The sequence below is a fragment of the Moraxella sp. CTOTU46934 genome (genome assembly GCF_031979465.1).
GTDB lineage: Bacteria > Pseudomonadota > Gammaproteobacteria > Pseudomonadales > Moraxellaceae > Faucicola > Faucicola tetraodonis.
Genome location: NZ_DALZEG010000002.1, coordinates 120,601 through 146,870 on the forward strand (window position 1 = coordinate 120,601; position 26,270 = coordinate 146,870).

Genomic DNA, 26,270 nt, shown 5'->3' on the forward strand with positions numbered 1-26,270 from the left:
AATAACCGAGTAATAATAACTAAGTATCAATCACTCAATAATAGTAACCAAACTCGGTTTATCTTGGTCAAGATTACCACCTTTGCCTTTTTCAATAAACAAGTTAGTGCAAATAGTGCTGATAGCGCGGTTTGACTTGTTCAAATGGCAACCAAACAAACACATCGGCACAATCAAACTCAGGGTCATAACAAGCCGCTGCGCCAAGACTACAGCCCATTTTGACGTACATTTTTAACAGCGCTGGCAAGGCAAAATTTTGCGGATTCGCCAAGTCCACATCAGCCACTTGCGCCAAGTCGATAGCGGATAATTTGTCTTCTGGCAATTTACGGGTCACTTTGACATCTAGCTTGGTGCTATCAAGCTGATGATCTAACCAGCTTTGCACATTGCCCTCTTCCATCGGAACTGAGGCACAGCCCATAAACGCATTGACATTGTAAGCTTTGGCGACTGCCGCGATAGATTCCCACAAATGATTAATCGTGGTAATACCTCGGTAATCTGGGTGAACACAGGTGCGACCGATTTCTAGCACATTATAGGGGTAATCATCGAGCAAGCGACCTAATCTAAACTCATGCTCGCTATAAAATTGCCCAGCTTTTATCGCGCCGTTTTTATCCAATAATCGGGTGGTTGCCACCGCAAGTGGTTGCCCAAAGCTATCTTTTTTGGTTTCGTCATACACCACCACATGGGTGCAATAATTATCAAAATCGTCCCGATCTAGCGGCTGCTCCGAGCTTGGATGAAATCCCGCAAAACTTACAGAAAACGCTTGGGTAAAGGTCAAAGTACGTAGGCGCTGGGCATTGAGTAAATGCTGCTGGGTTTGTAGCGAAAACTTATCCTCACTCACGTTAATAATCACTGACTTAAATAACGGGCGATGACGCGCGCTTGGGCGGCTAATCGTTGGCTTCACCAGCGGGGCTAGGGTCTCTACCACTGCCATATCAGCAAAATTATGTTCCAGCAACTGCGCAATCAACTGGGTATTAAAAAGACTATCAACAGGATAAGTGGCGATATCTTCGTATAATTTGGCGCCGTTATTTTGTTCTACAAAATTAGTTTGTTCTACAAAATCAGTCATCTTACTGTTACCTATGGTGATTTTTGCTATGGCATTGGCCAGTTGCTGAGCGAAAAATGCCTTAGCTTGTCATTGACTCATTGTCAAAGCTACAAAGCCCCCATCATCTAATTGGATGGTTAGTCAGTCTGGATGAATTCAGTATGCGTGACACCAGTGTCGTTTCAATGACGTTTTCATGGCAAAACCATGACCAAACCTGCGCCTTTACCCCCGTTTTAAGTTACTAATTGTAAATTTGACTAAAAGTTCTGCAAAAAAACCTTATATTGATATGCATAATCCATCTATCGTGTCTAGCGCTTTTCTAATGCGGCTATCGACTATTTAAGCGAATGTTTAACTTAATAAACTTAAATAGTAATAGTACACTTATAAATAGACACATTTTTACACTCACAACGAAAGGATAAATCATTGGAGTATTTTGAGCGTTATGAAGGTGGTGAAAAAGCCATCTTAGTCCATTTAAATATTACCCATCTCAATGACCCAGACGATTTGGAAGAATTTGAATTGCTGGTGGATTCGGCAGGGGCACAAAAACAAGCCTTGGTCACAGGTACGCGGTCTAAGCCTGACGCCAAATACTTTGTGGGTACGGGTAAAGCCGAAGAAATCGGGGAACTTGTCAAGCAATATGAGGCAGATATTGTCATTTTTAACCATAGTTTGACCCCATCGCAGGAGCGCAATATTGAGCGCTTGGTGCAGTGCCGTGTGCTTGATAGAACGGGTCTTATCTTGGATATTTTTGCCCAGCGTGCGCGAACCTATGAAGGTAAACTGCAAGTTGAGCTTGCCCAGCTTAATCACTTAGCGACTCGCTTGGTACGCGGCTGGACGCACTTGGAACGCCAAAAAGGTGGTATTGGTCTGCGCGGTCCAGGCGAAACCCAGCTTGAAACCGATAGACGCTTGTTACAGGTGCGTGTCGGGCAGCTCAAAGCCAAGCTTGATAAGGTCAAACAAACCCGCGCACAAGGTCGTGCCAAACGCCAAAAATCATCAGTACCGACAATTTCACTGGTCGGTTATACCAATGCAGGTAAATCCACCTTGTTTAATACCTTGACCCATGAAAACATCTATGCCGCCAATCAGCTATTTGCGACGCTTGATCCGACGTTACGGAGTGTGTCATGGTCAGGCGTGGGTAAGGTGGTACTTGTCGACACGGTCGGTTTTGTTCGTCATTTGCCGCATGAGCTAGTGGAAGCCTTCCATGCCACGCTAGAAGAAACCTTAGAGGCAGATTTGTTACTGCATGTCATTGATAGTCACCGTGAAGACATGCATGAGCAAATCGCCGCGGTACAATCCGTGTTAGCGGAAATTGATAATCAAGTGCCTGTGCTAAATGTGTTTAATAAAATTGATCTCACAGGTGAGCCGCCGCACATCGGTTATAGTGATAAAGCCAAGCCCAATCGGGTGTATGTCTCTGCCCATGAGCAATTAGGTATCGAGCAACTCACCCTTGCCGTGCAGCAGTTATTGGTAGGTCAATTACAGCGGTTTGAATTAACCTTACCCGCCAATTTTGGACAATTGCAACACGAATTGCATAAGTTAGAAGTGATTGAAGACCTCAGCTATGATGAAACAGGTCAAACCAAACTGACTGCCATGATGTCGGTGGACAAGCTTAAGCAGTTGTTGGGTGAATTTGGTATCGCCCCTGAGGAAGTGTTGTCGCAAGCACAAGCCAAACTGCTTGCGCCAGTGCTTGAACCATTTGAACAATTACTACAGCAGCCATTGGATACCGCCGACGAGACATAACTTGTTAGCCATTTAACAATATAACAATAGTAGACCTGTATCAAAATTTAAGTTGGTGCAGGTTTTTTTGGTTTAATAAACGACCTTACGACTCGATAAAATAAGCTGACGGGCTATGCGTTAATTAAATCTTAAAAATATATTCAACACTTTGTCATTTTTTTGTCATGTAGCAAATGGGCTGTGAGATTTTTTTCGGTTTTATTGGTGTTTATTTTGTTTTATTTGTTATAAATATCAATTATTTAGGTCATTTTCCCCAATTTATGTGGATAACCATGTGGATAACTTCTGACTTGACAACAATAACCCGCATATCACTATAGGCTATCTCTAAATTGGTTATTTTTTAACCAATTATTTTCTTAATATAAATCAAATAGTTATGGTTTTTTGCAAAGTGCAAGCAAAAAATTTTACTTTTTTTTTTAGATTTTGGCCTTGAAAATTTGATAGTTAATTTGGCTAAAAATTCCAACTCATATATTGTTGAGTCCATGGCATGAAACCCAACAGGTTGACAAGTTTTTTGGCCATTTTTCCTCTTTTTCCCCCTTATCTGATTTTTTGTAAACTTTAACCAGTTTTTGACAGATTTATGGTATATTTCCTGCCAATTCTTTTATAATAATGTTATCAAATGTCATTGAAACATAACGACTTTTATCTTTTTATGTCGTTGTGAAACGTTACGCTGACCTCTAAGTTTGAAATATTGTCAAAAAATCTAACATAGGTATATTTATGGTATTGTTTGTAAAGAAACCTCGCCTACCTTATTGGCTAGCGGCTTCTCTATTGTCATTGGGCAGTTTGGCAAATATGCATGCAGCGAACGCTGGCAATATGTATGTGTTTAAAGACAGCAATGGTCAGGTGCTGTTGACCAATGTAGTCAGCAACAACCGCCCTGCAGGGAATAACTTCCAAAATTTTACCAAAAAAGTCAAAGTGACTTATTACGCGGATACCAATGTGCATAGTTATAGCAATTGGGGCGCCAATGAAGCTGCAGTACCTGCCAGTGCGCGTGGCAACAAAAATAGCTACGATAGCATGATTGTGGCTTCGGCGCTGCGTCATGGTGTCGACCCTGCATTGATGAAAGCCATGATGCATACTGAATCAGGTTTTAATCCCAATGCACGCTCACCTGTTGGGGCGCAGGGGTTAATGCAATTAATGCCCGCGACAGCTAGGCGGTTTGGTGTGTATAACGCTTGGAACCCTGCGGAGAACATCGAAGGCGCGGCAAAGTATTTGAAATTCTTACAAAACCGTTTTGGTAATATTCAGCATGTGATAGCAAGCTACAATGCCGGTGAAGGCAACGTCAGTAAATACGGCGGCATTCCCCCATTTCGTGAAACTCGTGATTACGTACAACGGGTGTTAAGCCGCTACAACAACTTATATCGCAATGACCCCAATCTGCGCTCTAGTACTAGCAGCAATGGCTTTCAAAATGTTAGCTATAACTCATCAAATACTTATAGGATTGTCCGCTAACAAACGTGTCTAGAAGCCCAAAACCAGAAGCCCAAAACCAGAAGCCCAAAACCAGTTTAATACTGGCTTTTTTTATGTTACAAATTTATGCTACTTTTCCCTTTAATTTGTTGCATTAAACGCTATTATACTAAATATCATAGTCAACTTATTGTTGATAAGTATATTTAATCGTTTGATTGTCTTTAGGAAACCGTCATGTTACGAATTGGCTTATTTCTTTTAACTAACCTAGCGGTGATGGTGGTGTTTGGTATCGTCATGAACGTCATCGCGCCAATGCTAGGGTTCAATTTGGGCGGCACAGGCACGACTAGCCTGCTGGTGATGTGTTTCATCTATGGCATGATAGGGTCGTTTGTATCGCTGTTGATGTCAAAATGGCTCGCCAAACGCTCTACAGGTACGCAAGTTATTGAACAGCCTGCTACCCAGTTGGAAGTTTGGCTGGTCGAAACGGTTCGCCGTTTGGCGCAAAACGTCAATATTGATATGCCAGAAGTGGGTATCTTTGAGAATCCATCGCCCAATGCCTTTGCCACAGGTTGGAATAAAAACAAAGCTTTGGTTGCGGTATCGACCGGGCTACTACAATCGATGAACCGAGAAGAAGTGGAAGCAGTACTTGCTCATGAGATTGGTCACGTTGCCAATGGTGATATGGTGACCTTAGCGCTTGTCCAAGGAGTGGTTAACAGCTTTGTGATGTTCTTTGCGCGCATTGTGGGGCTATTTGTAGATCAGGCAGTATTTAAAAATGACAGCAATTCACCTGGCATGGGTTATTACATTACCAGTATGGTGTTAGATATTGTGTTTGGTATTGCTGCACAAGCGGTGGTCATGTGGTTCTCTCGTTACCGTGAATACCGTGCTGATGAAGCAGGCGCGCGTTTGGCGGGTAAATACAACATGATTGCTGCCTTAGAAGCGTTAAAACCTGCCAGCCAGCATCCTGACTATATGCCACAAGGCATGAAAGCCTTTGCCATTAATGAAGGTAAAGGGGGATTTAGTTTTGCCCAGTTATTTGCCAGCCACCCCTCCCTTGATGACCGTATTGCCCATTTACAAAAATTGGCTCACTAATTATTTTGACCACTTGTCTTGACAATGTAAAAAACCCAATCACTGATTGGGTTTTTTAGTTATTGTTTAATACACTCAGATAATGTCCTCAACAGTATTAAAATGACTTATTTAGCCAGTTTTTGTGCATCCATGGCATCTTTGTGTAGACGGGTGTTGAGCTCATCGATGATTTCAATCCAACCTGCATCTGCACGGTATTCGTCTTTTAAAAATTTACGTTGGTTGTCGCTCCAAAAAGGTGCATCGCTCAGCTGGACTGATTGCGCCAATTGATTTTCTTGAATAAATTGTTCAACCGCAGCATCATCGCCATCCATACCCATTTGTTCAAATAACATATTAATGTTTCTTTCGCCATCTGTCATCATTGTGGTTCTCCTAGTACTGTTAAAAGTATCAACGTTTAGTATCAACGTTTAAAAGTATCAATATTTATTTTAATGTCATTATTTTGTAGCACTTATTTTATTCAAAAATTATCAAAAAGTGCCACAGGTTATTTATATCGTCAGACCATTCTAATAATATATTAGTCTAATACTATCTAAATAGTCACTTCAGTGTAGCCAAAATTGGGTAAAAAAAATGTGATTTGATTGTATAGTGTGGTTATTTCATGTAAAAAAACCAGCCTAATGAGACTGGTTTTTTTATCAAGTTAAAAGATTGTAACCTAATTAGTTAGGAAGTAAGTGGCTTACTGCATCACGCTCTTCAGCCAATTCAGTTTCGGTGGCTTTCATTTTTTCTTGTGAGAAAGCCGATGAAACATCTAGCCCTTCAACAATTTTCCAATCGCCATTTTGGCAAGTACATGGGAATGAATAGATAAGACCTTTTTGGATACCGTATTCACCGTTTGAGTAAACACCCATAGATACCCAATCATTCTCGTCAGTGCCTAGTGCCCATGAACGAATGTGCGCAATCGCAGCATTTGCAGCAGATGCCGCTGATGAGGCACCACGTGCTTTAATAATGGCAGCACCACGTTGTTGTACGTTAGGGATATAAGTACCTTCGTACCAGTCACGTTGTACTTGTTCTAGGGCAGGTTGACCTTTTACCGTAGTGAAAGTCAAATCTGGGTACTGGGTTGAAGAATGGTTACCCCAAATGATCATTTTTTTGATGTCATTCACGGTGGTTTCAGTTTCTTCAGCCAGTTGCGCCATACCACGGTTGTGGTCAAGACGTGTCATCGCTGTAAAGTTACGTGGGTCTAGGTCTGGGGCATTGCGCTGTGCGATTAAGGCGTTGGTGTTGGCTGGGTTACCCACAACCAATACTTTGACAGTACGGCTAGCGTTGTCATTTAACGCTTTACCTTGTGCAGAGAAGATGGCGGCGTTGGCTTCGAGCAAATCTTTACGCTCCATACCTGGGCCACGAGGACGGGCACCTACCAGTAGGGCATAGTCCGCATCTTTGAACGCAACATTAGCGTCGTCAGTTTGTACGACGCCCGCTAGCAATGGGAATGCACAATCTTCAAGTTCCATTACCACACCTTTTAAGGCTTCTAAGGCTGGCGTGATTTCTAATAATTGTAAAATGACAGGTTGGTCTTTACCTAACATATCACCCGATGCGATACGAAATAATAATGAATAACTGATTTGACCAGCAGCACCAGTCACCGCAACACGAACAGGCTGTTTCATTGAAAGCTCCTATTATGATAAGTACAAGATCCTTTGCAAAAGCAAGGCAGTGAAAAAAGCAGAAAAAGTTGTCTAAAAAAGCTTGCCTAGTTTATCACTTGTCACCATCAAAGACCATAAATTTATGGGGTCAATTGTCGGGTGAGCTTGACAATGATAGGTTGAAGTGAGGCAAAGAACAAAATAAAAAACGCTTAAAACTAGGCAAAAATTGATACCGCCATCCTTAAATAATTGCCATCATTCAATAATTACCATCAATCAAAAATTGACTAGGACAGGCATAAGAGCGGGTGGCACATTGGGCAAAACGTCCGTTATTGTCGTAGCACACGTTAATATAGGTCAGTACAGATTGACCTGCACTATTTTTTTGACAGAAAAAATTAAACGAGTTTGGCTTCATGCCAGGGTTTAAAGATAACAATTGGCGGCTAAAACCACTGGACGCGAATCGATAACTGCGACCGCTACTGAGTTCTTTTGGGAGTTTTAATTGACTGGCAAGCGAGTTAATGGTACGAAAATAATTAGGGGTACTTAGGCCACTACAGCGGCCATACTGCTGCCAGATATTTTTGCGAATATTACCGTCTGGAATGACTTTTGAGGTGATCTTTTCTTGCAGTGGCGACATGCTATAGCGGCTATTACTACAAGACTGGTTCGCCACCCGATAAAAATTCACCGTCATCGGGTTGCCTTCGATACATTGGCGAAGATTACCCATGTATGGGTTGAGCTTGCAGACAGCAGGGGATAATTCCACCCCTAAAACACTGTCGGCATGGGCAGCTGGGGTCGCTATAGTACCCATCACCGCCAAGCAGCCAAGTAGTAAGTAGCCAAGTGACAAATAGCCGCTAAACTTTGCCCTTTTTTGATGACTTGAGTTGATAACTAAACTAGCTAAATTTGCCGCCGCCTTATCATCTTTAAACTGTAATGGAAACTGTAACGATGCCCATTTGACGGCGTGTGATGCCGCGTGCAAGTTGGTAAAATCGAGTAACGTTTTTAGACAAGATGACAGCATAACAATTAAACCAAATAGTTGGTGATTAAAAACAAGCAGGTTGTTTTAACGTTTACAGTGAGCTTTTAAAATAAAAGTAATAAAAATGGTCGTTGACTTATCAATTTTTTGCTTGAAATAACTAAATATTTGCCAAACGAAACTAATGTTTATGAGTCATGCCAATTTTTTGAAATCATACTAACTGGGTCAGATTTTGTAAACCCTGTATATACTAAAAAACAACAGTAATTTATTGACTATTATCAATCAATTAGCTGTTGTTTTTTGCGAAGATTTAGCGGGTTTATTTAATTCAGATTAATTTAATATTTAGCAGCAATGGTACCCATACGCTGACTAATCGGTTGGTTGCTGCCGCCAAGGAGCACATCATAATGGGTGGTATTTTCCATCACGGCTTTGACATAATTGCGCGTTTCTGAATAAGGAATGGTCTCAACATACTGATCTGCCGCTAGGCTACCGTTCTCAGGTTGCCAAGTTTTGGCCTTACCTGGCCCTGCATTATAGCCCGCGGTAGCTAGTACAGGTTGACCGCCCAATTTATTTAAAATATCGCCCATATAATACGTACCATAGCGGATATTGGTATCGCCCCCTGCGACGCGAGATGGCTCATACGGTTCGCCCAATTTACGTGCGATATAGCGCGCGGTGTCTGGCATGATTTGCATCAACCCCCCCGCCCCAACACCCGAACGCGCGCCGATATTAAAACGGCTTTCTTGACGCATGATGCCATACGCCCAGGCAGGATCGATTCCCGCTTGGCGGCTGTATTGCACGACACTAGACTGATGGGGCATCGGGAATGCCAGTGCCGAATTTGGAATCGTTTTGGTAGACTCCAGCGCATAGATAGCACGGTCGTACCATCCCATGTCCGAGGCGGTTTGCGCGGCTGCCAGAATCATCCTCTCATCACCACGGTCACGTGCTTTTTTTACTGCCCAGTTCCATTCACGGTTGGTATAGGCAGGATTGGCGGCAAGTTTATAGAGGATAAATGCGCGATTAAAGAAACTATCGTTTGCGAGGCGTGAGTAATCACTATTGCTCACCGGTGGCGTAGCCGGCAATCGGTCAAAACGCTGCCCCAGTTGGTCTTTGGCGAGTAGTCCATAATAGTCATTGGTTTGCGCCAATTGATTAAATAGCTGATTGGCTTGTTGACGTTGCTGGCTAGTGCCGCCCAATTTGTAGGCTTTGGCAAGCCAATATTGCCATATCGGTTGCTGCTGATTTTTATAGTCCATTGCGCCAATGGCTTGTGCCAAATCTGACCATCGGCTATAGCGTATCGCTGCTTGGGCATAGTTTTCGGCTTCTTCATTATTAAATGGTACGCCCAGACTTTTTTGCATCCAATCAACCGCGTCACTACTAAACCCTTGATCGGTATTGACGCCCATCCTTGCCACACCCAAGGTACGGTAGGCATATTGACGGGTTTTGGCATCAAAAAACTGCGGATTTCGCCCCAAATCATAGTTGAGCTGCATCGCCGCTTCACTGACAGATTTTTTGGCAAGTTGCCCTAATGCATATAGATATAAATATCGATTGCTGGCAGTTGCTGGCATACTACCGAGTTGTGAGAAAAACGCATTGGGACTGCTACTGATGCTCATGAGCTGATTGTAGCTTATCTGCACGCCCAATCGGCTGGCAAGCTGCACGATGTCGCCATTATTGCCCGTGCGTAGCATACGATACAGTCGCTGCTCACGGTCATCATTGCTAACCATGCGATTGCCATTGAGCGCTGTCGCCAACTGTTGGCAAAGCTGCGGCAATTTTTTATCAGTATTGAGCCAAACATTACCTTTTTCGGTATAAGCGCGCATGCTATCGCCACCGTGATTGAAGCCCAACGCAATGGCACAAGCTTCACTGGCATCAGGATTGGTTACATAGCTTGCCACTTGTCTAACTGCATCATAATCACCCATCCGCGCTTTGGTTTCTGCATAATCCGCCGCCAATTTTTCCGCCATCGCAGTTTGTGGATAACGGTTGGCAAAACTCACAATCGCTGATGCCGGCTGAGCGTCTAAGTCTTTATTAAGCTGCCAATATTCTGGATACATGGCTAGACTACCACCCGCCATCATTTGCTGATAGTTGCCCATTTGCGATAAGTTGCCGCGGCTAGCTTCCCGTTCGGCCTGGTTAAAATAACTATCCGCCGTGCTAGGCGTGCCTACAGAATAGCTACTAGCGCAAGCAGATTGTGCAAAAACAGCAATCACACCGCATGAAATCATCGAAAGCTTGAGATTTTTCATAATAATTGGTAAGACCTTTAATAAGATAAGTAGGCAAAAAATGACAAAAGTAATGTAAAAATGGTTAACCTTGCTGAAGCGATTATAACGATTGTCGACTAAAAAGAATTTACCCAAATCTCAACTAATTGTATAAAAATGTTGCAGCGTATTTTATATGACAAATAGTTTTTTATTAATTTTAGCACTGATGTCATTTATTTAGTGCTGTCAAAATAATCACTACCGCATCTTGGCAAAAAAATCTGTTATAATTGAGGGTTTATTTTAGGCGAAACATTTAGGTGTAGTCATGACAGTTGCTACTTTTGACCCAAAAGCCCAGATTTCCAAAACTCAAAATTTGGTAACGCCAACGCTAGCGGCGAGTGTTGAACCCACCATGCCGCCAGCGGATGCTCGTGTCAAACGCGTGTTTATCGAGACCCAAGGCTGTCAGATGAATGTGTACGACTCTGAAAAAATGGCAGATGTGCTAGGCGATTCGCATGGGATGATACTGACGGACAATCCTGAAGAAGCCGATGTGCTGCTCATGAATACCTGCTCGATTCGTGAAAAAGCGCAAGAAAAAGTATTTTCTGAACTCGGACGCTGGAAAAAACTTAAAGAGAAAAACCCGAATTTGGTCATCGGTGTGGGTGGCTGCGTGGCGTCACAAGAAGGCGATAAAATCCAAAGCCGTGCCCCGCATGTCGATATGGTGTTTGGACCGCAAACCCTGCATCGCCTGCCAGAACTGTATGACCAATCCACCAAACAGCTGGATGTCAAACCCAAAAACCGTATCGGCGTCGTCGATGTGTCTTTCCCTAGCATTGAAAAATTTGACTTTTTACCCGAACCCAAAGTGGAAGGGTTTAAAGCATTTGTGTCTATCATGGAAGGCTGCTCAAAATACTGCTCATTTTGCGTGGTGCCTTACACCCGCGGCGAAGAAATCTCGCGCCCTCTCGATGACGTACTTGCCGAGATTGACAGCCTTGCCAGCCAAGGGGTACGTGAAGTAACGCTATTGGGGCAAAACGTCAATGGCTACCGCGGCGAAAAACACGATGGCACGATTTGCCGTTTTAGTGAGTTATTGCATTATGTGGCACACGTTGATGGTATTGAGCGCATTCGCTATACCACCAGCCACCCACTGGAATTTAGCGATGATATCATTGAAGCGTATGCCAAAATACCAAAACTGGTATCCCACCTGCATCTACCTGTGCAAAGTGGCTCCAATGCTATCCTAGCCGCCATGAAACGTAACCACACCATTGATATCTACGTTGAGCAAATCCGCAAACTGCGCGCGGTGCGCCCTGATATGTATTTATCAAGCGATTTTATTATCGGTTTTCCCAATGAAACCGACCAAGATTTCCAAGACACACTCAATCTTGCCAAAGATTTGGATTTTGACCATTCGTATAGCTTTATTTACTCCAAGCGCCCTGGTACGCCTGCGTCAGACTTGCCCGATAATGTTGATATAGCAACCAAAAAAGCCCGTTTGGCTGAGTTTCAAAAGGTGATTGTCGATTCGACTTGGGCAAAAACCCAAGGTATGGTGGGTCAAACCGTGCGTGTGCTGGTGGAGCAACATGGCGACCGCAATCCTGAATTTTTGATGGGAACGGCAGATAATACGCGAACGGTATTGTTCAAAGGCGATGACACGTTGATTGGTAAACTGGTGATGGTAAAAGTCACGCGAGCCATGAGTCCGCATTTGGTGGAAGGTGAGTTGGTGGAGGTTTTAGGTTAAGATAATGGCATTTGACATGTGGTTTGATTGTGACAATGAGAAAATTAATTGTCAAATTTCGCATGAGGACGAACGTATTTTACGTTTAGCCGAAGGTAACACTAACTTTTCAACGCTTACTTGGCTATTGGATAACTTTTATAATGACCCAGTGATTTATCCGAATGTTGCTAAATCACTGGTCGTTGAATTAAATAATTTGGCAGACTATTTCGCGAAAAATAAACGTAAGCAATCTATCACTCACTGTCAGAAAATCGAAAACTTTATCCGTTTGTCAATTGAAAAAATGCAAGTTATTCATTGCATCAGTGACTAAAACACATAATTTAAACAGTAGATTGTGTGTGAATTTTCATCGCCATTACTTGGCGAATCATTTCACTGATATGTTTTTTAGTATCATCATCTTGGGTTGCAAGCCAATCACTCACATCTTTATCCAGCAAATGCTGTTGTTCTCGCAACCGATTAAGATGGGAAATTTGTGTCGCTCTTTGAGCATTTGAGAAATCGTATTCAGTTTGCATATTGTTTTTCCTCGTTTTTGGTTGCTTTTCGTGCAGATATTAACCGAATCATATCATCATTATCCACATAACAATAGACAACAACTAATAAGCGATTTGCCATTCCTAATAATACAAATCTTGGTTCATCGTGGTCAAAATCTTCACGTACTAGCGCATTCGGGTCAAGTAATGCAATTTTTGCTTCATCAAAACTTACACCATGTTTGATTTTATTACTTTCAGCTTTATTTTGGTCAAAAGTTATTTGTATCAATTTAGCGACCTATATTCATTTTTTCATTAACACTAGAAAAATATATCACATCTCTTTTTCTTTAGTGACACGTAATACTTCTTCCAATGTAGTTTTGCCTGCCAACACTTTTTTGAGTCCATCGGCGCGAATGGATGGTGTTTTGCTACGGGCATAGCTTTCAAGCTCAAACTCCGCTGTTTGGCTATGAATCAATTGTCGCAGTTTGTCATCGACAGGCACCACTTCATAAATCGCAGTACGTCCCCGAAACCCTGATTGATTGCACTTCTCGCAGCCCACAGGTTTTGGCAGTTTAATCTCTCCGACTTCGTCTATTTCAGTAAAAATCTGCGTTTGATAGGCATCGGCAAGTGCCCACGTGTGGCAATGCGGACACAAGGTACGCACGAGTCGCTGTGCCACCACGCCAATGAGGCTCGATGACAACAAAAATGGCTCAACCCCCATATCTTGTAGCCGCGTCACCGCACCAATCGCCGTATTGGTATGCAGGGTTGAGAGTACCAAATGACCTGTGAGTGACGCTTGCACCGCAATGTCTGCGGTCTCTAAATCGCGAATCTCCCCTACCATCACCACGTCAGGGTCTTGGCGTAGCATGGCTCGCAGACTACGGGCAAAGGTCATATCCACTTTATTATTGACTTGGGTTTGCCCAATACCATCTAGCTGAAATTCAATCGGGTCTTCAGCGGTCAAAATATTACGGGTGTTATCGTTCAAATCTGTTAAAGCCGCGTACAGCGTCGTGGTTTTGCCCGAACCTGTAGGTCCTGTGACAAGAATAATGCCATGCGGTCGATGAATTAAGCGTTTAAGCTCGCTATAATCATTGTCTGACAACCCCAAATAGGTCATGTTTAACCGACCCGCTTGTTTATCCAAAAGCCGCATCACCACTCGCTCACCAAAATTTGATGGCAATGTCGATACCCGCACATCCACTTCTCTCCCAGCAAGACGTAATGAGATGCGTCCATCTTGCGGCACCCGTTTTTCAGCGATATCGAGTTTTGCCATCACCTTGATACGCGACACCAGTAGCGGTGATAGTTCCCGTTTTGGACTGACGATTTCTTTAAGCACACCATCCACCCGAAAGCGCACCGATAGCCGTTTTTCAAAGGTTTCGATGTGAATATCTGAGGCGTTTAGGCGGATAGCTTCGGACAGTAGCGCGTTGATTAGCCGAATAATCGGTGCATCATCTTCTTGGTCCATCAAGTCTTCCGTTTCGGGGACACTGTCAGCAAGACTCATCAAGTCGGGATGGTCTTCAAGCCCAGCGGCAATATGCTGAGATTCCCCTGTATTGCCTGCATAGACAGCGGCTAACTGCTTTTCAAAATCATCACTTTGTGCCATGGCAAAATTCAGTGGCAGTGGCACTCCTGCTTGACTGGCAAAACGGTTAGCTTCGTTGATGGCTTCCATAGGGGTATCAGCCGTCATCAACAACGTCGGTGGGTCAGTCAAATCTTGCGAGTATTGCAACAGCAGTTGATGACGTTTGGCAAAACTATAGGGCAAGGCAATCGGATTTAGCATAGGGATTATCGAATGAAATAAGGCAAGAAAAGATGCGTTCCATTGTAGCTTATCAACAGGACAAATCCTACTAAGGCGCACAAAAAGACCCTGAGACAAGCTATATTTTGTTATACTAAAGCATTTTTTACTGATTGATAACCATGCCAATCAAACTCTAAAAAGGGATGACAATGACCCAAACCACTTCAACTCCAAATCCTGAAACCCAAAATTCTTCAAGCCAAAATACGCTGACCGACCCAAACGACTTCCTACACATTGGTTCGCGCACGTTTACCTCTCGTTTGCTCGTCGGTACTGGCAAATATACAGATTTGGCACAAACAGGCGAAGCCATCGCTGCCAGCGGTGCGCAAATCGTCACTGTCGCCATTCGACGCGTGAATATCGGGCAGAAGAAAGATGAACCCAATCTACTTGATGTGATTTCTCCCGAAAAATACACCATTCTACCCAACACCGCTGGCTGTTTTGACGCGGCTAGCGCCGTTCGTACCTGTCAATTAGCGCGTGAATTGTTGGATGGGCATAACCTAGTCAAACTTGAAGTGTTGGGCGATGAAAAAAACTTGTATCCCAACGTCATCGAAACCGTCAAAGCAGCTAAGACCTTGATTGATGATGGCTTTGATGTGATGGTGTACACCTCAGATGACCCGATTGTTGCCAAAGAACTAGAGAGCATGGGCTGTGTGGCGATTATGCCATTGGGCAGTTTGATTGGCTCAGGCTTAGGGCTATTAAATCGCCATACTTTAAGTCTAATCATTGAGCAAACCCAAGTGCCTGTTTTGGTGGATGCAGGCGTCGGTACCGCCAGTGATGCCGCCATTGCCTTGGAATTAGGCTGTGATGGTGTACTGATGAACACCGCGATTGCCCATGCACAAAACCCTGTGTTGATGGCGTCTGCCATGAAACACGCGGTGATGGCTGGACGTGAAGCCTTCTTGGCGGGTCGTATGCCAGCGCGGTATATGGCACAAGCTAGCTCGCCACAGACTGGCTATTTTTTCCGCTAATTTATTATTTAATACTTAAGGACATCGCATGCGTCTGCTCACCGCCATTGACCAGTTATTTATCTTACTTGAAAATCGCAATCAGCCGATGCACATTGGTGGGCTGTTTTTGTTTGAAATTCCCGATGGCGCAAGCGATACCTTTGTCAGTGATTTGGTGCAGCAGATGGTCACGCAAAAGACGCCGCCGAGTTTTCCGTTTAACCAAGTGTTATATCATTTAGCATGGTGGAAAACCGATGAAAACTTTGAAGTCGACCATCATTTTCGCCATATCGCCCTGCCCAAACCAGCACGCATCCGTGAGCTATTGACTTACGTGTCCCAAGAGCACAGCAAATTACTCAACCGTGCCAAACCGATGTGGGAGTGTCACATCATCGAGGGGATTGAAGGCAATCGTTTTGCGTTGTATTTTAAGATTCACCATTCTATGGTCGATGGGATAGCGGCGATTCGTTTGGTGAAAAAATCGCTATCAGAATCGCCAACCGAGCGAATTAGCTTGCCAATTTGGTCGCTAATGACCCGTCATCGTCACCAACTCGATGCTTTGATACCAGAAGATAAATCCCTTCTGCGTGTCGTCAAAGAGCAAGCGCTCGCTATCCCACCTGCCATCAAAGCCTTAGCTAAAAATGTGGTAGAGCGATTTGACAAAGACTACATTACCACCACCCAAGCGCCAGATAGCCCCCTCAATCAACCGGTATCAAGCTCACGGCGTATCTCTGCCCAATCTTTTGATCTCAGTCGTTTTCAAACCATCGCCAAACATTACGCTGTGACCGTCAATGATGTGATTTTGGCAATTTGTTCGGGCGCGTTACGCCGTTATTTGCTCGATATCAATGGCTTACCCAAAAAACCCTTGATTGCTTTTGTACCCTTATCACTGCGCGATGACAACGATAGCGCAAGCCAACACGTTGGCAATCAAATTACCTTTATTTTAGCCAATCTTGCCACTCACCTTGCTGACCCTGTTGCTCGGTTAAAGACGATTAATGGCAGCACCAAAAATAGTAAAAAACGCTTTTCACGGATGAAGCAAGCCTCGTCGATTATTTATAGTGGGGTGGCTTATAGCCGTGCAGGATTGCAGGTACTTACGGGTCTGTTTCCCGATTATCGCGGTTTCAACTTGATTATCTCAAATGTACCAGGCTCGCATCAGCCATTGTATTGGCAAGGGGCAAAATTGCAGGCGCTGTATCCTGCTTCGATTGTGCTCAATGACCAAGCGATGAATATTACCTTGTGTACTTACGTGGATAAAATCGAGTTTTGTATCGTCACCTGTAGCCAAATATTGCCCCATAGCCAACGATTACTCGCCTATATGGAAGAGGAACTCAAGCAATTTGAATCACTCATGAGCAACTAAGCTGTGCCAAACTTTTATAATAAAAAACGGCAATGACTGCCGTTTTTTAATGAAATAAACTTTACCTTATATTTAGTGATTTAAGATTTTTGACAAGAAATCTTTCGCGCGTTCGCTACGCGCACCGGCAAAGAATTCTTCCCGGCTACAGTTTTCAACGATATGACCTTGATCCATAAAGATGATACGGTTGGCGACTTGGCGCGCAAAGCCCATTTCGTGGGTCACACACATCATGGTCATGCCCTCATTAGCAAGCTCAATCATCACCTCAAGCACCTCTTGAATCATCTCAGGGTCAAGCGCGGAAGTTGGCTCATCAAACAGCATTGCAATCGGGTCCATACTGAGCGCCCGCGCAATTGCTACCCGTTGCTGCTGACCGCCTGACAACTCGGCAGGGTATTTTTTGGCATGCGCGGACAAGCCCACGCGGTCAAGATAACCCAAGCCTTTTTTCTGCGCTTCAGACTGACTACGACCCAATACTTTGATTTGTGCCAAGGTCAAGTTTTCTAAGATGGATAAATGCGGAAACAGTTCAAAATGCTGAAATACCATCCCTACTCGGCTTCGTAGTTTTGGCAAGTCAGTTTCTTTGGCGCCGACCGACATGCCATCAATCAAGATTTCACCTTGTTGAAAGGCTTCAAGACCATTGACGGTTTTGATTAAAGTTGATTTGCCGCTACCTGATGGACCACAGATGACGGTCACATCGCCTTTGTGCACATGCGCGGTACAGTCGGTCAATACTTGAAAGTCGCCATACCATTTACTGATTTTGTTGACATTAATCATGATATCGGGACTGGCGTGTCCACTGTTTGATACCAAGCCACCAAATTCGTTAAGCCAGGTGGTTTCATCAATTTTAGTAACTACTGACATGTTATTTTCCTTTATTCAATATTGATTAAGCCATGCGAAAGCGTTTGCGTAGGTGGTTGACAGCGGTCGATGCGGTTAGACTGACCACAAAATAAAACGCCCCTGCCAGCAAGATATAGGGGGTGAGTAGCCCCATCAAGTCACCGCGCACGTATGAGGCTCGGAAGAAATCCACCAAGCCAATCGCAAACACCAACGTCGTATCTTGGAACAAAATAATCGACTGCTGTAGAAGTAGCGGAAACATCTTGCGAAACGCTTGTGGCAAAATAATAAAGCGCATGGTCTGACCATAAGTCATACCCAAGGCTTTAGCAGCATTGACCTGTCCTTTGCCAATTGACTGGATACCCGCACGTACAATCTCAGAAAAATACGCGGCTTCAAACACCATAAATGCCACCACGCACGAAGTAAACGCGGTATCCAACGTCAAATACGTGCCCGTCACCAAGTTATACACCATCGGTACAGCAAAATAAAACCAAAGCAATACCAGTAGCAGCGGCACTGAACGGAAAAAGTTGACATACAGCTTGGCAGGCACGGCTAAAATACGAATGCCTGACAACCGCATCAAGGCTAAAATCGTACCCAACGTCAAACCGCCAATGATAGCTAAAAATAACACTTTGAAGGTGATCCATAAGCCACCCATCAACCCTGGCATTGCGGCTTGTAATTCCATCATATTCATGCGCCACCCCCATCGATTTGACCTTTGATGCGTAATTTTTTCTCAAGCCAAGTCATAAAATAAATCAACACCAAATTAAACAATAAATAAATAATCGTGGTAAAGGTATACACTTCGATATTGTTTTGGGTATATTCGCTGATAGTTTTGGTTTGGCTAATCAGCTCAGTCACCCCGACCAATGAAGCGACCGAGGCATTCTTAAAACAGTTGGTAAGCTCAGAGCTCATCGGTGGTAAAATCACCCGAAATGCCTGTGGCAAGACGATATGACGATACGTCTGGGGTAACGTGAACCCAAGCGCATAGGCAGCATTGGTCTGCCCTTTTGGCAATGATTCAATGCCCGTACGCACTTGCTCAACAATACGCGCCGCAGTAAATAACCCAAGACCAATACTTGCCGAAATCACCGCCGAGGTATTTGGGTCTAACTCCTGAAACCACCATTTTTGTAAGGCAGGTGTCAGCCAAGTAGGTGCCACATAAAACCAAAAGAATAACTGTATTAATAGCGGAATGTTACGAAAAAAACTCACATAAGCCGTACCAATCGCTCTGGCAGTTTTATTTGGTAAAGTACGCATAATACCTAAAATCGTACCGATAATTAAGGCAATCAGCCAGCCACTCCCACCAATGACCAACAGCCATTTAAAGCCTGTCAATAGCCACTGCCAGTAGACTTCATTGCCTACGCCTGTTGGTTGCAGCAACACGCCCCAATTCCAACTATAATTCATTGCCACCCCCAAAATTCTGTCTAGCAAATTGATTTACCCAAAAACTAAAACTGACGTAACCACAATTGATAGGTGATGACGTCAGTTTTATGTTGGATAGTAACCTTCCTAACCTAGTTTGTTGTTATCACATCAACTAAGGTTTTGTTGCACTTGCAATTGCATTGCTTGCAGATGCCACAGCGGTTGCCACATTACTAGCGCCCGTTGCTACGGCATTGACGGTAGCAGATGCGGCTGCATTAGCAACATCTTTTGGTTGCGCGCCATCATGTGGGTTTGCTAACAAGGCTTTTAAGTTGTCAGACATTTGGAAGTTCATGTTGATGTTTTTTGGTGGAATCGGTGACATGAACCATTTTTTGTAGATGTCGTTGATTTCACCTGATGAATAAGTCGCAACCAACGCATCATCGACTACTTTTTTAAATTCACTATCGTCTTTACGCATCATACAGCCGTAAATTTCATACGATTGTGGGGTACCAACAATGACCCATTTGTTTGGATCTTTGGCTTTGGCTTTTTCACCCGCAAGCAGTACGTCATCCATCATGAAGGCTGCCGCACGACCGCTTTCTAACATCAAGAAAGATTCGCCGTGGTCTTTGGCAGAAATGATGTTAATGCCCATTTTTTTGTCATCGTTGAGTTTTCTGATAAAACGCTCAGAGGTGGTACCTGCGGTAGTCACTAAGGTTTTGCCTTTTAAATCCGCAAAATCTTTGATGCCTGAATCTTTAGCCGTTAATAAGCGAGTACCAATCTCAAAGAAACCGTTTGAGAAAGCCACTTGTTTTTGGCGCTCTTCATTGTTGGTGGTTGAACCACACTCTAAGTCAACCGTACCATTTTGTACCAATGGGATACGGGTTTGTGAGGTTACTAGGTTGTAACGCACTTTAAGGTCTGGCATATTCAATTGTTTTTTGACTGCATCAACAATTTTTAATTGGAGGTCATGGGCATAACCCACAGGTTGGTTTGGCGTACCTGCGATATAAGAAAATGGAATTGAGGAGTCACGGTAACCCAGTACGATTTCCCCTGATTTTTTAATTTTATCGAGCGTTTTTTCACCAGTAGCCGCTGCCGCTGGTTGGCTACCTTCAGTCCCTGCCGCTTTGTTGTCGCTGGCTTTGTTACAACCTGCAAGACCTAATGCCATAATAGCAGCGGTTGCTAAGGCGATTGGCTTTTTAGAGATTAAAATCATCCTATGATCCTTGTCGTATGATACGTTCTTAGTTAATCTTTTCGCTGTGTGGCTGTCAATGCCAAATCGAGTAAAAAGACTCCCCCATCTCTTTGTGTCTATCCTTCCCTGTCCTTCATCATCCGTCATTGCACCCATTAAAATTTGGCAAAACCTTGCACAATGACTGATAAAAAATAGTTTAGGATACTCAAAAGATTTCAAATGTGAGTTTATAGTAATTTACTTTTCTGTGTTGTGACAATAGATTTACAAAAAATATTTTTTTCATCATCGACAATTTTTTTACCATTTTTTTGCTATTTTCGATTTTATCCCCATTTATAGCTCAATAAATTGATTAAAACTCACTTAACATAGGTTATTTATGACAACAGCGACTCAAGCACTTCACGATTTTGATATGCGCCAACGTTTTTATTTTGAGAAAAGCCCCGTACGCGGTGACGTGGTACGCATCAACGACAGCCTGCAGACGATATTGCAGCAAAAAGATTACCCAGTTGCCCTGCAAAAACTACTTGGGGAAATGTTGGTTGCGGCAAGCTTGCTGATTGGTACATTAAAAATCGAAGGTCGTCTATCCATTCAATTGCAAAATTCAGGTGCAGCCACTGACCCTGAACAGGACAGCTTAACTTGGGCGATGGCAGAGTGCGACCACCAAGGTCATATTCGCGGTCTTGCAGAATGGACAGGCGCATGGCAATCCGCACAAACGGCAAATGATGCCTTTGCCAAACTTGGTAAAGTCGGTGAAGGGGTGTTATTTATTAATATTCAACCTGATGCCACGTATGGCACACAAGCAGAAGGTTATCAAGGCATTGTTGAGCGTGTGGCAGATAACTTGGCGGATTGTTTGGCACATTACCAACAGCAATCCGTGCAGATTCCTACCTTAATCAACTTGGCTTGTGATGGTGAGCAAGCGGGCGGTATCGTGCTGCAGCTGCTACCACGTACCACAGAAGAAGAGTATGAGACAGTGGACAATGACTTGTTCCCCCGCTTAAAAATCTTAACCAAAACGTTAAAAGCTGAAGAGTTAACCACCTTGCCAGCCGATGAGATTTTATATCGCTTGTATCATGAAGAAGACGTGGTGACGGCTGAGCCTATGCCGTTGACCTTTGCTTGTACCTGCTCACAGCAGAAAAGTGAATCGGCAATTTTTCAGTTGGGCAAACCAGCTGCATTAGAAATTGCTAATGAGCATGGGGATGAATTGGCGCTAGATTGTGGTTTCTGCGGACATGTTTACCGTTTTGATCACAAAGATATTGAGATGATTTTTGCTTAAAAATTAATAATAGCTCAACCATAGCCACGCTAATAACTCTACTAAAAAAGCCCGAATTTGGGCTTTTTTAGTAGAGATTTTATGAGTTTTTTGATTGTAATAGCTGAAGTTTTCTTTTATCGTCCGAAAACTCAAAATATTTACTTTCAATCTTCAATAAGGCTTGATAAATACTTTTACAGTCGTATTCAGAAACATCCAAATTTGGATAAGATTTATTAATTTCTATCGCTAAGGGATTCAAATAAACCCATTGATTGATACCGTATTTAGCTATAATCGTGTCTTGCACGGCTTTCAAAAATTTTGAAAAACTGGCTTTTTTTCTCACAAAAATCTGTGAGCCTCTTCTTTGGAAAGTAAATAATCCTAATTTTTCGAGTAATTCAGAAAGCTTATTACAGCCAAACGTTCTCACATCGAAGTCAGGTTTCAACATGACTAAATATTTGCCTAAATTCCCTAAATATGCCCAACCATCATCATCAGCCGTATCTTTAATTGCTTTATAAATTAATTGTAGTGTTGCACTATCAATGGTAAGTTGCGTTGAGACACTATCTAGTTGTAGCTTTTCAAAGTTTTTCACTTCTGTAACCTGAGTAGGATTTACCACTTGGTTATTGTCATTATTCGTTGAAGTAATTAGTTGAATAGAGGTATCTGTTTTATTAATATCTTCCAAGTTTTCAATATAAATAAACTTATCACAGGCATTAATAAAGGCTTCAGGTGTTTTTGACTTTTCACCAAAACCATAAACGACTAACCCACTTTCTCGTATCCGAGAAGCAAGTGGGGTAAAATCACTGTCGCTAGAAACGATACAAAATCCATCTAACGCTTTGCTATAAAGTAAGTCCATTGCATTGATGATTAACATCATATCGGTAGCGTCTTTACCGCTCGTATAGGCAAACTGTTGTACAGGTGTAATCGCATGAGGCAAAAGTACGTCACGCCAATTTTTTAGATTTTCACTACTCCAATCACCATATACTCTTTTAACGCTAGCAACACCATATTTTGCCACTTCCTGCAAAATCAACGGAATTTTTTTGGCAGAAGAATTATCGGCATCAATTAAAACCGCTAATTTTGCTGAATTATCTTTCGTCACTCTTCCACCCATTTACCTTTACGATAAACCAAGGCAAATTTAGTCGCTTTGCCGTCTTTTTCTGAGCCGATATATTGCTCTGCATTTTTACGACTCCAACGCAAAATTGTTGGATTGCCCTCATTGTCGGTATCTGGCGCGGTAAATAAATACTGGAATTTATCTTCCAACTGATCTTGTATCGCGCGTAACTCTGACAGTTTTGGTGGGCGCGTCTCGCGCACTTTAGGAAATTTTGACGCTGCCAAGAATAACCCTGCTGCCCCTTCACGCAAAATATAATGGTCATCAAATTTTTGTGATTTGAGTTCTGGCATAGGGATTGCGGTCATGCGTGGCGGCGCTGCATCGCCATTTTTGAGCACTTTACGGGTGTTATTGCACTGCTGACAGGCAAAATAGGCACCAAAACGCCCAGTTTTGAGCACCATTTGCCCATCGCATTTATCACAAGGTATGGTAGGCACATCGTCATTGCCTGCGGTTTCAAAGACGCCTTTTTCTAATAGATAGCCATCACAGTCAGGATTGTTACCACAGACATGGAGTTTTAACCCGCCATCGACGATATACCCATCCATCGCGGTATGGCATTGCGGGCAGCGTTTTTTCTCAAGTAGCGCTTGTATCTCGTCGTTGTTGTCCGCGTCGTCCTCACCGAGATTTTGGCTCTCTTTACTGGTTTGGCTATGAAAGGCTTCCACAGGCATCAAATTTTTGGTGCCTTTACAACGCTCTTTGGGGGGTAAATTATAGCCGGTACAACCCAAAAACACCCCTGTAGAGCCTGTACGGATCTGCATTGGGCGCTGACATAAGTCACAATGAATATCTGGGACATCGGTTGGGTCATTGGGCTTCATGCCGTCTTCGTCTTTGGCACGCTCTAACTTGCCTTTAAAATCGCCATAAAAATCATCCAGCACTTTTTTCCAGTTTTGCTGACCTTCAGCGACTTCATCTAGGTTTTCTTCAAGCCCAGCGGTAAAAGTATAGTCCATCAAATTTGGAAAGCTGTTGACCAATCTGTCAGTGACGATATCACCCATTTTTTCGGCGAATAAACGTTTGTTTTCTACCTTGACATAACCACGTTCTTGAATAGTTGAGATGATAGCGGCATACGTGGATGGACGGCCAATCCCACGTTTTTCCAGTTCTTTGACTAGGCTCGCTTCAGTATAGCGGGCCGGTGGCTTGGTAAAATGTTGGGTAGGCTCGATACTATCGACCACCAGTTTTTCCCCGATTTTTACATCAGGTAATAGATTGTCTTCATTTTTGGCCGGGGGCTGTACTTTGGTATAGCCATCAAAGGTCATCACCCGACCTTTGGCTCTAAGCTCAACCTCACCAGCATTGACAATCAACGTCATGGATTGGTACTGCGCAGGTGGCATCTGACACGCCACAAACTGGCGCCAAATCAGCTCATATAAACGCTGGGCATCGCGCTCCATGTCTTTTAGCGAGGCAGATTGTACAAGTACGTCTGAGGGGCGAATCGCTTCGTGCGCTTCTTGGGCGTTTTGCTTGTTGCCATACACATTGGGCGATTTTGGGACATATTTTGTGCCGTATTGCTTGTCAATAAAACCGCGCAAACTGGTGAGTGCATCCGCTGACAAAAAAGTACTGTCAGTTCGCATATAGGTGATATGACCTGCTTCATACAGGCGCTGAGCTAGCATCATGGTTTTTTTGACAGGGAAACCAAGGCGGGTACTGGCGGCTTGTTGCAGTGTCGAGGTGATAAAGGGTGCAGCGGGTTTTGACTGGGTGGGTTTTTCTTCCCGATCTGCTACGATAAAATCGGATGTTTCAAGCAATGCGACAACGGCATGGGTCTGTGCTTCGTTTTCTAGCGACAGGGGTTTACCCGATTTTTTTACCGCTTCTAGGCGAATGGTCTCTTGTTTGGCTTGCTGGCTGTGGGTATTGCTGTGGATTTCCCAATATTCCACTGGGGTAAAAGCGCGAATTTCACGTTCACGCTCGACCACTAGACGCGTGGCGACAGATTGTACTCGCCCTGCCGACAGTCCGCGCGCTACTTTTTGCCATAGCAATGGCGATACCATGAAACCAACGACACGGTCTAAAAATCGTCTGGCTTGCTGCGCGTTGACACGGTCATAGTTTAGCTTGGTGGGGCTTTTAAAGGCATTTTGAATCGCGTTTTTGGTGATTTCGTTAAATACCACGCGGCTGTATTTGTCATCACTGCCACCGATAACTTCTTTGAGATGCCAAGCAATCGCTTCCCCTTCTCTATCCAAGTCGGTTGCAAGATAAATTTCTTTGGCGTCTTTGGCAAGGGATTTTAATTCTTTAATGACTTTAACTTTGCTGGGTAGAATTTCATAATGTGCCACCCAGTCGTGCTCGGGGTCAATGCCCATACGCCGTACCAAGGCTTGCTGCGCTTTTTGCTCTTTGGTGAGCTTGGTATCCGATTTATCATCGGTTTTTGTTGCACCAGAACCCGACACAGGTAAATCACGCACGTGCCCCACGCTAGAGCGGACGATAAAATCATTTCCCAGATACTTATTGATGGTTTTGGCTTTGGCAGGGGATTCGACAATCACCAAGGCCTTGCCTTGCCCCGACGTTTTAGGCGCTGTTTTCGATGCTTTTGATCTGGTTGTTGATTTGGGCGCGGCGGCTTTGGTTGCGGCTTTTTGGGCGGCTTTCGTGTCTGCTTTTGTATCAGCCGTATCCGTGGTTTTGGTTGATTTTCTCGCTGTCGGTGTTTTACTCATGTTGGGTTCACAAAATCATTAAAAAGGGTAAGTTAAAATACGAAAAGTTAGTTATTCTGCACCAATTTGGCATAATCATGCAATTTACTTTTTAACATGATTAGGTCTTTTTCGGTGGTTTCAAGTTCTGATTTCATGCCCAGTTGGCTATTTTCTTGCCAATAAATACACACAAAATTGGCTTTACAGCTTAAACCTTTAACAGTTGTTGCGATGGATGCCGGTAAATCCACCTCCCGATTATCGAGCGCAAAATTAGCGGGATAATGCCCGGTAAAGGGTCGCCATTTGCCCTCAATCACTTGATAATCACAGGGGCGCATCTTCGCGTCCTCAATCACCACGCCGTATTGCGCCATCATGCCTTTACCGCGTTCGCCTGTATCGCCGATAATCCAATTGGGGCATGCGACCAGTTTTGGCTGCACGCCCACGCGTCTGGCTGCCATACGCAGATTATCACGCATGGTCTCGCGAGCAGATGGTTTTAACCCCATGATACTACCGACAATAAACACCCCGATGGCGATGGCTATCCATATTCCCAT

At 43.7% G+C, this 26,270-nt stretch carries 22 protein-coding genes and 1 pseudogene; 8 read left to right on the plus strand and 15 right to left on the minus strand.

Features of this window, described 5'->3' with window-relative positions:
- Positions 1-103: 103 nt before the first annotated feature.
- The gene (locus RTN07_RS03105; protein ID WP_312175640.1) at positions 104-1,102 is read right to left on the minus strand and encodes a GNAT family N-acetyltransferase; all 999 of its coding nucleotides are present in this window, start codon (positions 1,100-1,102) and stop codon (positions 104-106) included.
- 417 nt (positions 1,103-1,519) lie between these two features.
- On the opposite strand from RTN07_RS03105, the gene hflX reads away from it, so the two are divergent.
- From hflX to htpX, 3 genes are all read left to right on the plus strand, one after another.
- Positions 1,520-2,887: a ribosome rescue GTPase HflX gene (gene hflX, locus RTN07_RS03110; protein WP_159676612.1), complete on the plus strand. Its 1,368-nt coding sequence runs from the start codon at positions 1,520-1,522 to the stop codon at positions 2,885-2,887.
- 744 nt (positions 2,888-3,631) lie between these two features.
- Complete coding sequence (locus tag RTN07_RS03115; RefSeq protein ID WP_409455535.1) at positions 3,632-4,396, plus strand: lytic transglycosylase domain-containing protein; 765 nt, start codon at positions 3,632-3,634, stop codon at positions 4,394-4,396.
- A gap of 198 nt (positions 4,397-4,594) precedes the next feature.
- Complete coding sequence (gene htpX / locus RTN07_RS03120) at positions 4,595-5,485, plus strand: protease HtpX (RefSeq protein WP_312175643.1); 891 nt, start codon at positions 4,595-4,597, stop codon at positions 5,483-5,485.
- A gap of 107 nt (positions 5,486-5,592) precedes the next feature.
- Here htpX and RTN07_RS03125 read toward each other — a convergent pair whose 3' ends face one another.
- The 4 genes from RTN07_RS03125 to RTN07_RS03140 all read right to left on the minus strand — a co-directional run bounded on the left by RTN07_RS03125 (position 5,593) and on the right by RTN07_RS03140 (position 10,479).
- The gene (locus tag RTN07_RS03125) at positions 5,593-5,856 is read right to left on the minus strand and encodes a DUF2789 family protein (RefSeq protein WP_050324722.1); all 264 of its coding nucleotides are present in this window, start codon (positions 5,854-5,856) and stop codon (positions 5,593-5,595) included.
- A 309-nt stretch (positions 5,857-6,165) separates the two neighbouring features.
- Positions 6,166-7,152: a malate dehydrogenase gene (locus RTN07_RS03130; protein WP_135889116.1), complete on the minus strand. Its 987-nt coding sequence runs from the start codon at positions 7,150-7,152 to the stop codon at positions 6,166-6,168.
- A 244-nt stretch (positions 7,153-7,396) separates the two neighbouring features.
- Positions 7,397-8,188 carry a T2 family ribonuclease gene (locus tag RTN07_RS03135; RefSeq protein ID WP_282841339.1) on the minus strand — a complete coding sequence of 264 codons (792 nt, stop codon included), beginning with the start codon at positions 8,186-8,188 and terminating at the stop codon, positions 7,397-7,399.
- 305 nt (positions 8,189-8,493) lie between these two features.
- Positions 8,494-10,479 carry a lytic transglycosylase domain-containing protein gene (locus RTN07_RS03140; RefSeq protein ID WP_312175648.1) on the minus strand — a complete coding sequence of 662 codons (1,986 nt, stop codon included), beginning with the start codon at positions 10,477-10,479 and terminating at the stop codon, positions 8,494-8,496.
- A gap of 292 nt (positions 10,480-10,771) precedes the next feature.
- Between RTN07_RS03140 and miaB the strand changes: the two genes are divergently transcribed.
- Both miaB and RTN07_RS03150 read left to right on the plus strand, forming a co-directional pair.
- Positions 10,772-12,238: a tRNA (N6-isopentenyl adenosine(37)-C2)-methylthiotransferase MiaB gene (gene miaB, locus RTN07_RS03145; protein WP_312175651.1), complete on the plus strand. Its 1,467-nt coding sequence runs from the start codon at positions 10,772-10,774 to the stop codon at positions 12,236-12,238.
- 4 nt (positions 12,239-12,242) lie between these two features.
- Positions 12,243-12,557 (plus strand): hypothetical protein, encoded by a 315-nt coding sequence (locus tag RTN07_RS03150; RefSeq protein WP_312175654.1) that lies wholly within the window; start codon positions 12,243-12,245, stop codon positions 12,555-12,557.
- A gap of 10 nt (positions 12,558-12,567) precedes the next feature.
- Here the strand turns inward: RTN07_RS03150 and RTN07_RS03155 are convergent, their stop codons facing one another.
- The 3 genes from RTN07_RS03155 to gspE are packed head-to-tail and all read right to left on the minus strand — an operon-like array spanning position 12,568 to position 14,575.
- A complete protein-coding gene (locus RTN07_RS03155) occupies positions 12,568-12,768 on the minus strand; it encodes a hypothetical protein (protein ID WP_065253323.1) in 201 nt (66 codons plus the stop codon).
- Positions 12,758-13,024 carry a BrnT family toxin gene (locus RTN07_RS03160; RefSeq protein ID WP_076776833.1) on the minus strand — a complete coding sequence of 89 codons (267 nt, stop codon included), beginning with the start codon at positions 13,022-13,024 and terminating at the stop codon, positions 12,758-12,760. Before RTN07_RS03160 ends, RTN07_RS03155 begins: the two co-directional genes overlap by 11 nt.
- A 45-nt stretch (positions 13,025-13,069) precedes the next feature.
- Positions 13,070-14,575 (minus strand): type II secretion system ATPase GspE, encoded by a 1,506-nt coding sequence (gene gspE / locus RTN07_RS03165; protein WP_409455536.1) that lies wholly within the window; start codon positions 14,573-14,575, stop codon positions 13,070-13,072.
- 167 nt (positions 14,576-14,742) lie between these two features.
- Here gspE and RTN07_RS03170 point away from each other — a divergent pair, with 167 nt between their 5' ends.
- Together RTN07_RS03170 and RTN07_RS03175 are read left to right on the plus strand one after the other, a co-directional pair.
- Positions 14,743-15,600, plus strand: a complete 858-nt coding sequence (locus RTN07_RS03170) for a thiazole synthase (RefSeq protein ID WP_409455537.1) — start codon at positions 14,743-14,745, stop codon at positions 15,598-15,600.
- Positions 15,601-15,628: 28 nt separating this feature from the next.
- Positions 15,629-16,987: a WS/DGAT/MGAT family O-acyltransferase gene (locus RTN07_RS03175; RefSeq protein ID WP_312175664.1), complete on the plus strand. Its 1,359-nt coding sequence runs from the start codon at positions 15,629-15,631 to the stop codon at positions 16,985-16,987.
- Positions 16,988-17,059: 72 nt separating this feature from the next.
- On the opposite strand, the gene RTN07_RS03180 is transcribed toward RTN07_RS03175, so the two are convergent.
- The 4 genes from RTN07_RS03180 to RTN07_RS03195 all read right to left on the minus strand — a co-directional run bounded on the left by RTN07_RS03180 (position 17,060) and on the right by RTN07_RS03195 (position 20,534).
- A complete protein-coding gene (locus RTN07_RS03180) occupies positions 17,060-17,788 on the minus strand; it encodes an amino acid ABC transporter ATP-binding protein (RefSeq protein ID WP_143822824.1) in 729 nt (242 codons plus the stop codon).
- 115 nt (positions 17,789-17,903) lie between these two features.
- Entirely contained in the window at positions 17,904-18,575 is a 672-nt protein-coding gene (locus RTN07_RS03185; RefSeq protein ID WP_095355885.1) for an ABC transporter permease subunit, read from the minus strand.
- Positions 18,572-19,318, minus strand: coding sequence for an amino acid ABC transporter permease (locus RTN07_RS03190; protein WP_040404072.1), 747 nt, complete (start codon positions 19,316-19,318; stop codon positions 18,572-18,574). Before RTN07_RS03190 ends, RTN07_RS03185 begins: the two co-directional genes overlap by 4 nt.
- 136 nt (positions 19,319-19,454) lie before the next feature.
- Positions 19,455-20,534: a glutamate/aspartate ABC transporter substrate-binding protein gene (locus tag RTN07_RS03195; RefSeq protein ID WP_312175670.1), complete on the minus strand. Its 1,080-nt coding sequence runs from the start codon at positions 20,532-20,534 to the stop codon at positions 19,455-19,457.
- 367 nt (positions 20,535-20,901) lie between these two features.
- On the opposite strand from RTN07_RS03195, the gene hslO reads away from it, so the two are divergent.
- Complete coding sequence (hslO, locus tag RTN07_RS03200; protein WP_312175673.1) at positions 20,902-21,837, plus strand: Hsp33 family molecular chaperone HslO; 936 nt, start codon at positions 20,902-20,904, stop codon at positions 21,835-21,837.
- A gap of 322 nt (positions 21,838-22,159) precedes the next feature.
- Here the strand turns inward: hslO and RTN07_RS03205 are convergent.
- The 3 genes and pseudogenes from RTN07_RS03205 to RTN07_RS03215 all read right to left on the minus strand — a co-directional run.
- Positions 22,160-22,969: pseudogene (locus tag RTN07_RS03205) on the minus strand (NYN domain-containing protein); the annotation flags it as partial.
- Positions 22,954-25,722 (minus strand): type I DNA topoisomerase, encoded by a 2,769-nt coding sequence (gene topA, locus RTN07_RS03210; RefSeq protein ID WP_312175675.1) that lies wholly within the window; start codon positions 25,720-25,722, stop codon positions 22,954-22,956. The gene topA and the pseudogene RTN07_RS03205, both read right to left, overlap by 16 nt.
- A 47-nt stretch (positions 25,723-25,769) precedes the next feature.
- Complete coding sequence (locus tag RTN07_RS03215; RefSeq protein WP_050324710.1) at positions 25,770-26,270, minus strand: hypothetical protein; 501 nt, start codon at positions 26,268-26,270, stop codon at positions 25,770-25,772.

Coding starts and splice junctions, on each gene's coding strand:
- RTN07_RS03115 (WP_409455535.1), top strand. CDS start 3,632: ATGGTATTGTTTGTAAAGAAACCTCGCCTACCTTATTGGCTAGCGGCT.
- miaB (WP_312175651.1), top strand. CDS start 10,772: ATGACAGTTGCTACTTTTGACCCAAAAGCCCAGATTTCCAAAACTCAA.
- topA (WP_312175675.1), bottom strand. CDS start 25,722: ATGAGTAAAACACCGACAGCGAGAAAATCAACCAAAACCACGGATACG.
- RTN07_RS03215 (WP_050324710.1), bottom strand. CDS start 26,270: ATGGGAATATGGATAGCCATCGCCATCGGGGTGTTTATTGTCGGTAGT.
- RTN07_RS03140 (WP_312175648.1), bottom strand. CDS start 10,479: ATGAAAAATCTCAAGCTTTCGATGATTTCATGCGGTGTGATTGCTGTT.
- RTN07_RS03150 (WP_312175654.1), top strand. CDS start 12,243: ATGGCATTTGACATGTGGTTTGATTGTGACAATGAGAAAATTAATTGT.
- RTN07_RS03190 (WP_040404072.1), bottom strand. CDS start 19,318: ATGAATTATAGTTGGAATTGGGGCGTGTTGCTGCAACCAACAGGCGTA.
- RTN07_RS03105 (WP_312175640.1), bottom strand. CDS start 1,102: ATGACTGATTTTGTAGAACAAACTAATTTTGTAGAACAAAATAACGGC.
- RTN07_RS03180 (WP_143822824.1), bottom strand. CDS start 17,788: ATGATTAATGTCAACAAAATCAGTAAATGGTATGGCGACTTTCAAGTA.
- RTN07_RS03175 (WP_312175664.1), top strand. CDS start 15,629: ATGCGTCTGCTCACCGCCATTGACCAGTTATTTATCTTACTTGAAAAT.
- gspE (WP_409455536.1), bottom strand. CDS start 14,575: ATGCTAAATCCGATTGCCTTGCCCTATAGTTTTGCCAAACGTCATCAA.
- RTN07_RS03125 (WP_050324722.1), bottom strand. CDS start 5,856: ATGATGACAGATGGCGAAAGAAACATTAATATGTTATTTGAACAAATG.
- RTN07_RS03135 (WP_282841339.1), bottom strand. CDS start 8,188: ATGCTGTCATCTTGTCTAAAAACGTTACTCGATTTTACCAACTTGCAC.
- RTN07_RS03155 (WP_065253323.1), bottom strand. CDS start 12,768: ATGCAAACTGAATACGATTTCTCAAATGCTCAAAGAGCGACACAAATT.
- RTN07_RS03170 (WP_409455537.1), top strand. CDS start 14,743: ATGACAATGACCCAAACCACTTCAACTCCAAATCCTGAAACCCAAAAT.
- RTN07_RS03185 (WP_095355885.1), bottom strand. CDS start 18,575: ATGAATATGATGGAATTACAAGCCGCAATGCCAGGGTTGATGGGTGGC.
- RTN07_RS03195 (WP_312175670.1), bottom strand. CDS start 20,534: ATGATTTTAATCTCTAAAAAGCCAATCGCCTTAGCAACCGCTGCTATT.
- hslO (WP_312175673.1), top strand. CDS start 20,902: ATGACAACAGCGACTCAAGCACTTCACGATTTTGATATGCGCCAACGT.
- htpX (WP_312175643.1), top strand. CDS start 4,595: ATGTTACGAATTGGCTTATTTCTTTTAACTAACCTAGCGGTGATGGTG.
- RTN07_RS03130 (WP_135889116.1), bottom strand. CDS start 7,152: ATGAAACAGCCTGTTCGTGTTGCGGTGACTGGTGCTGCTGGTCAAATC.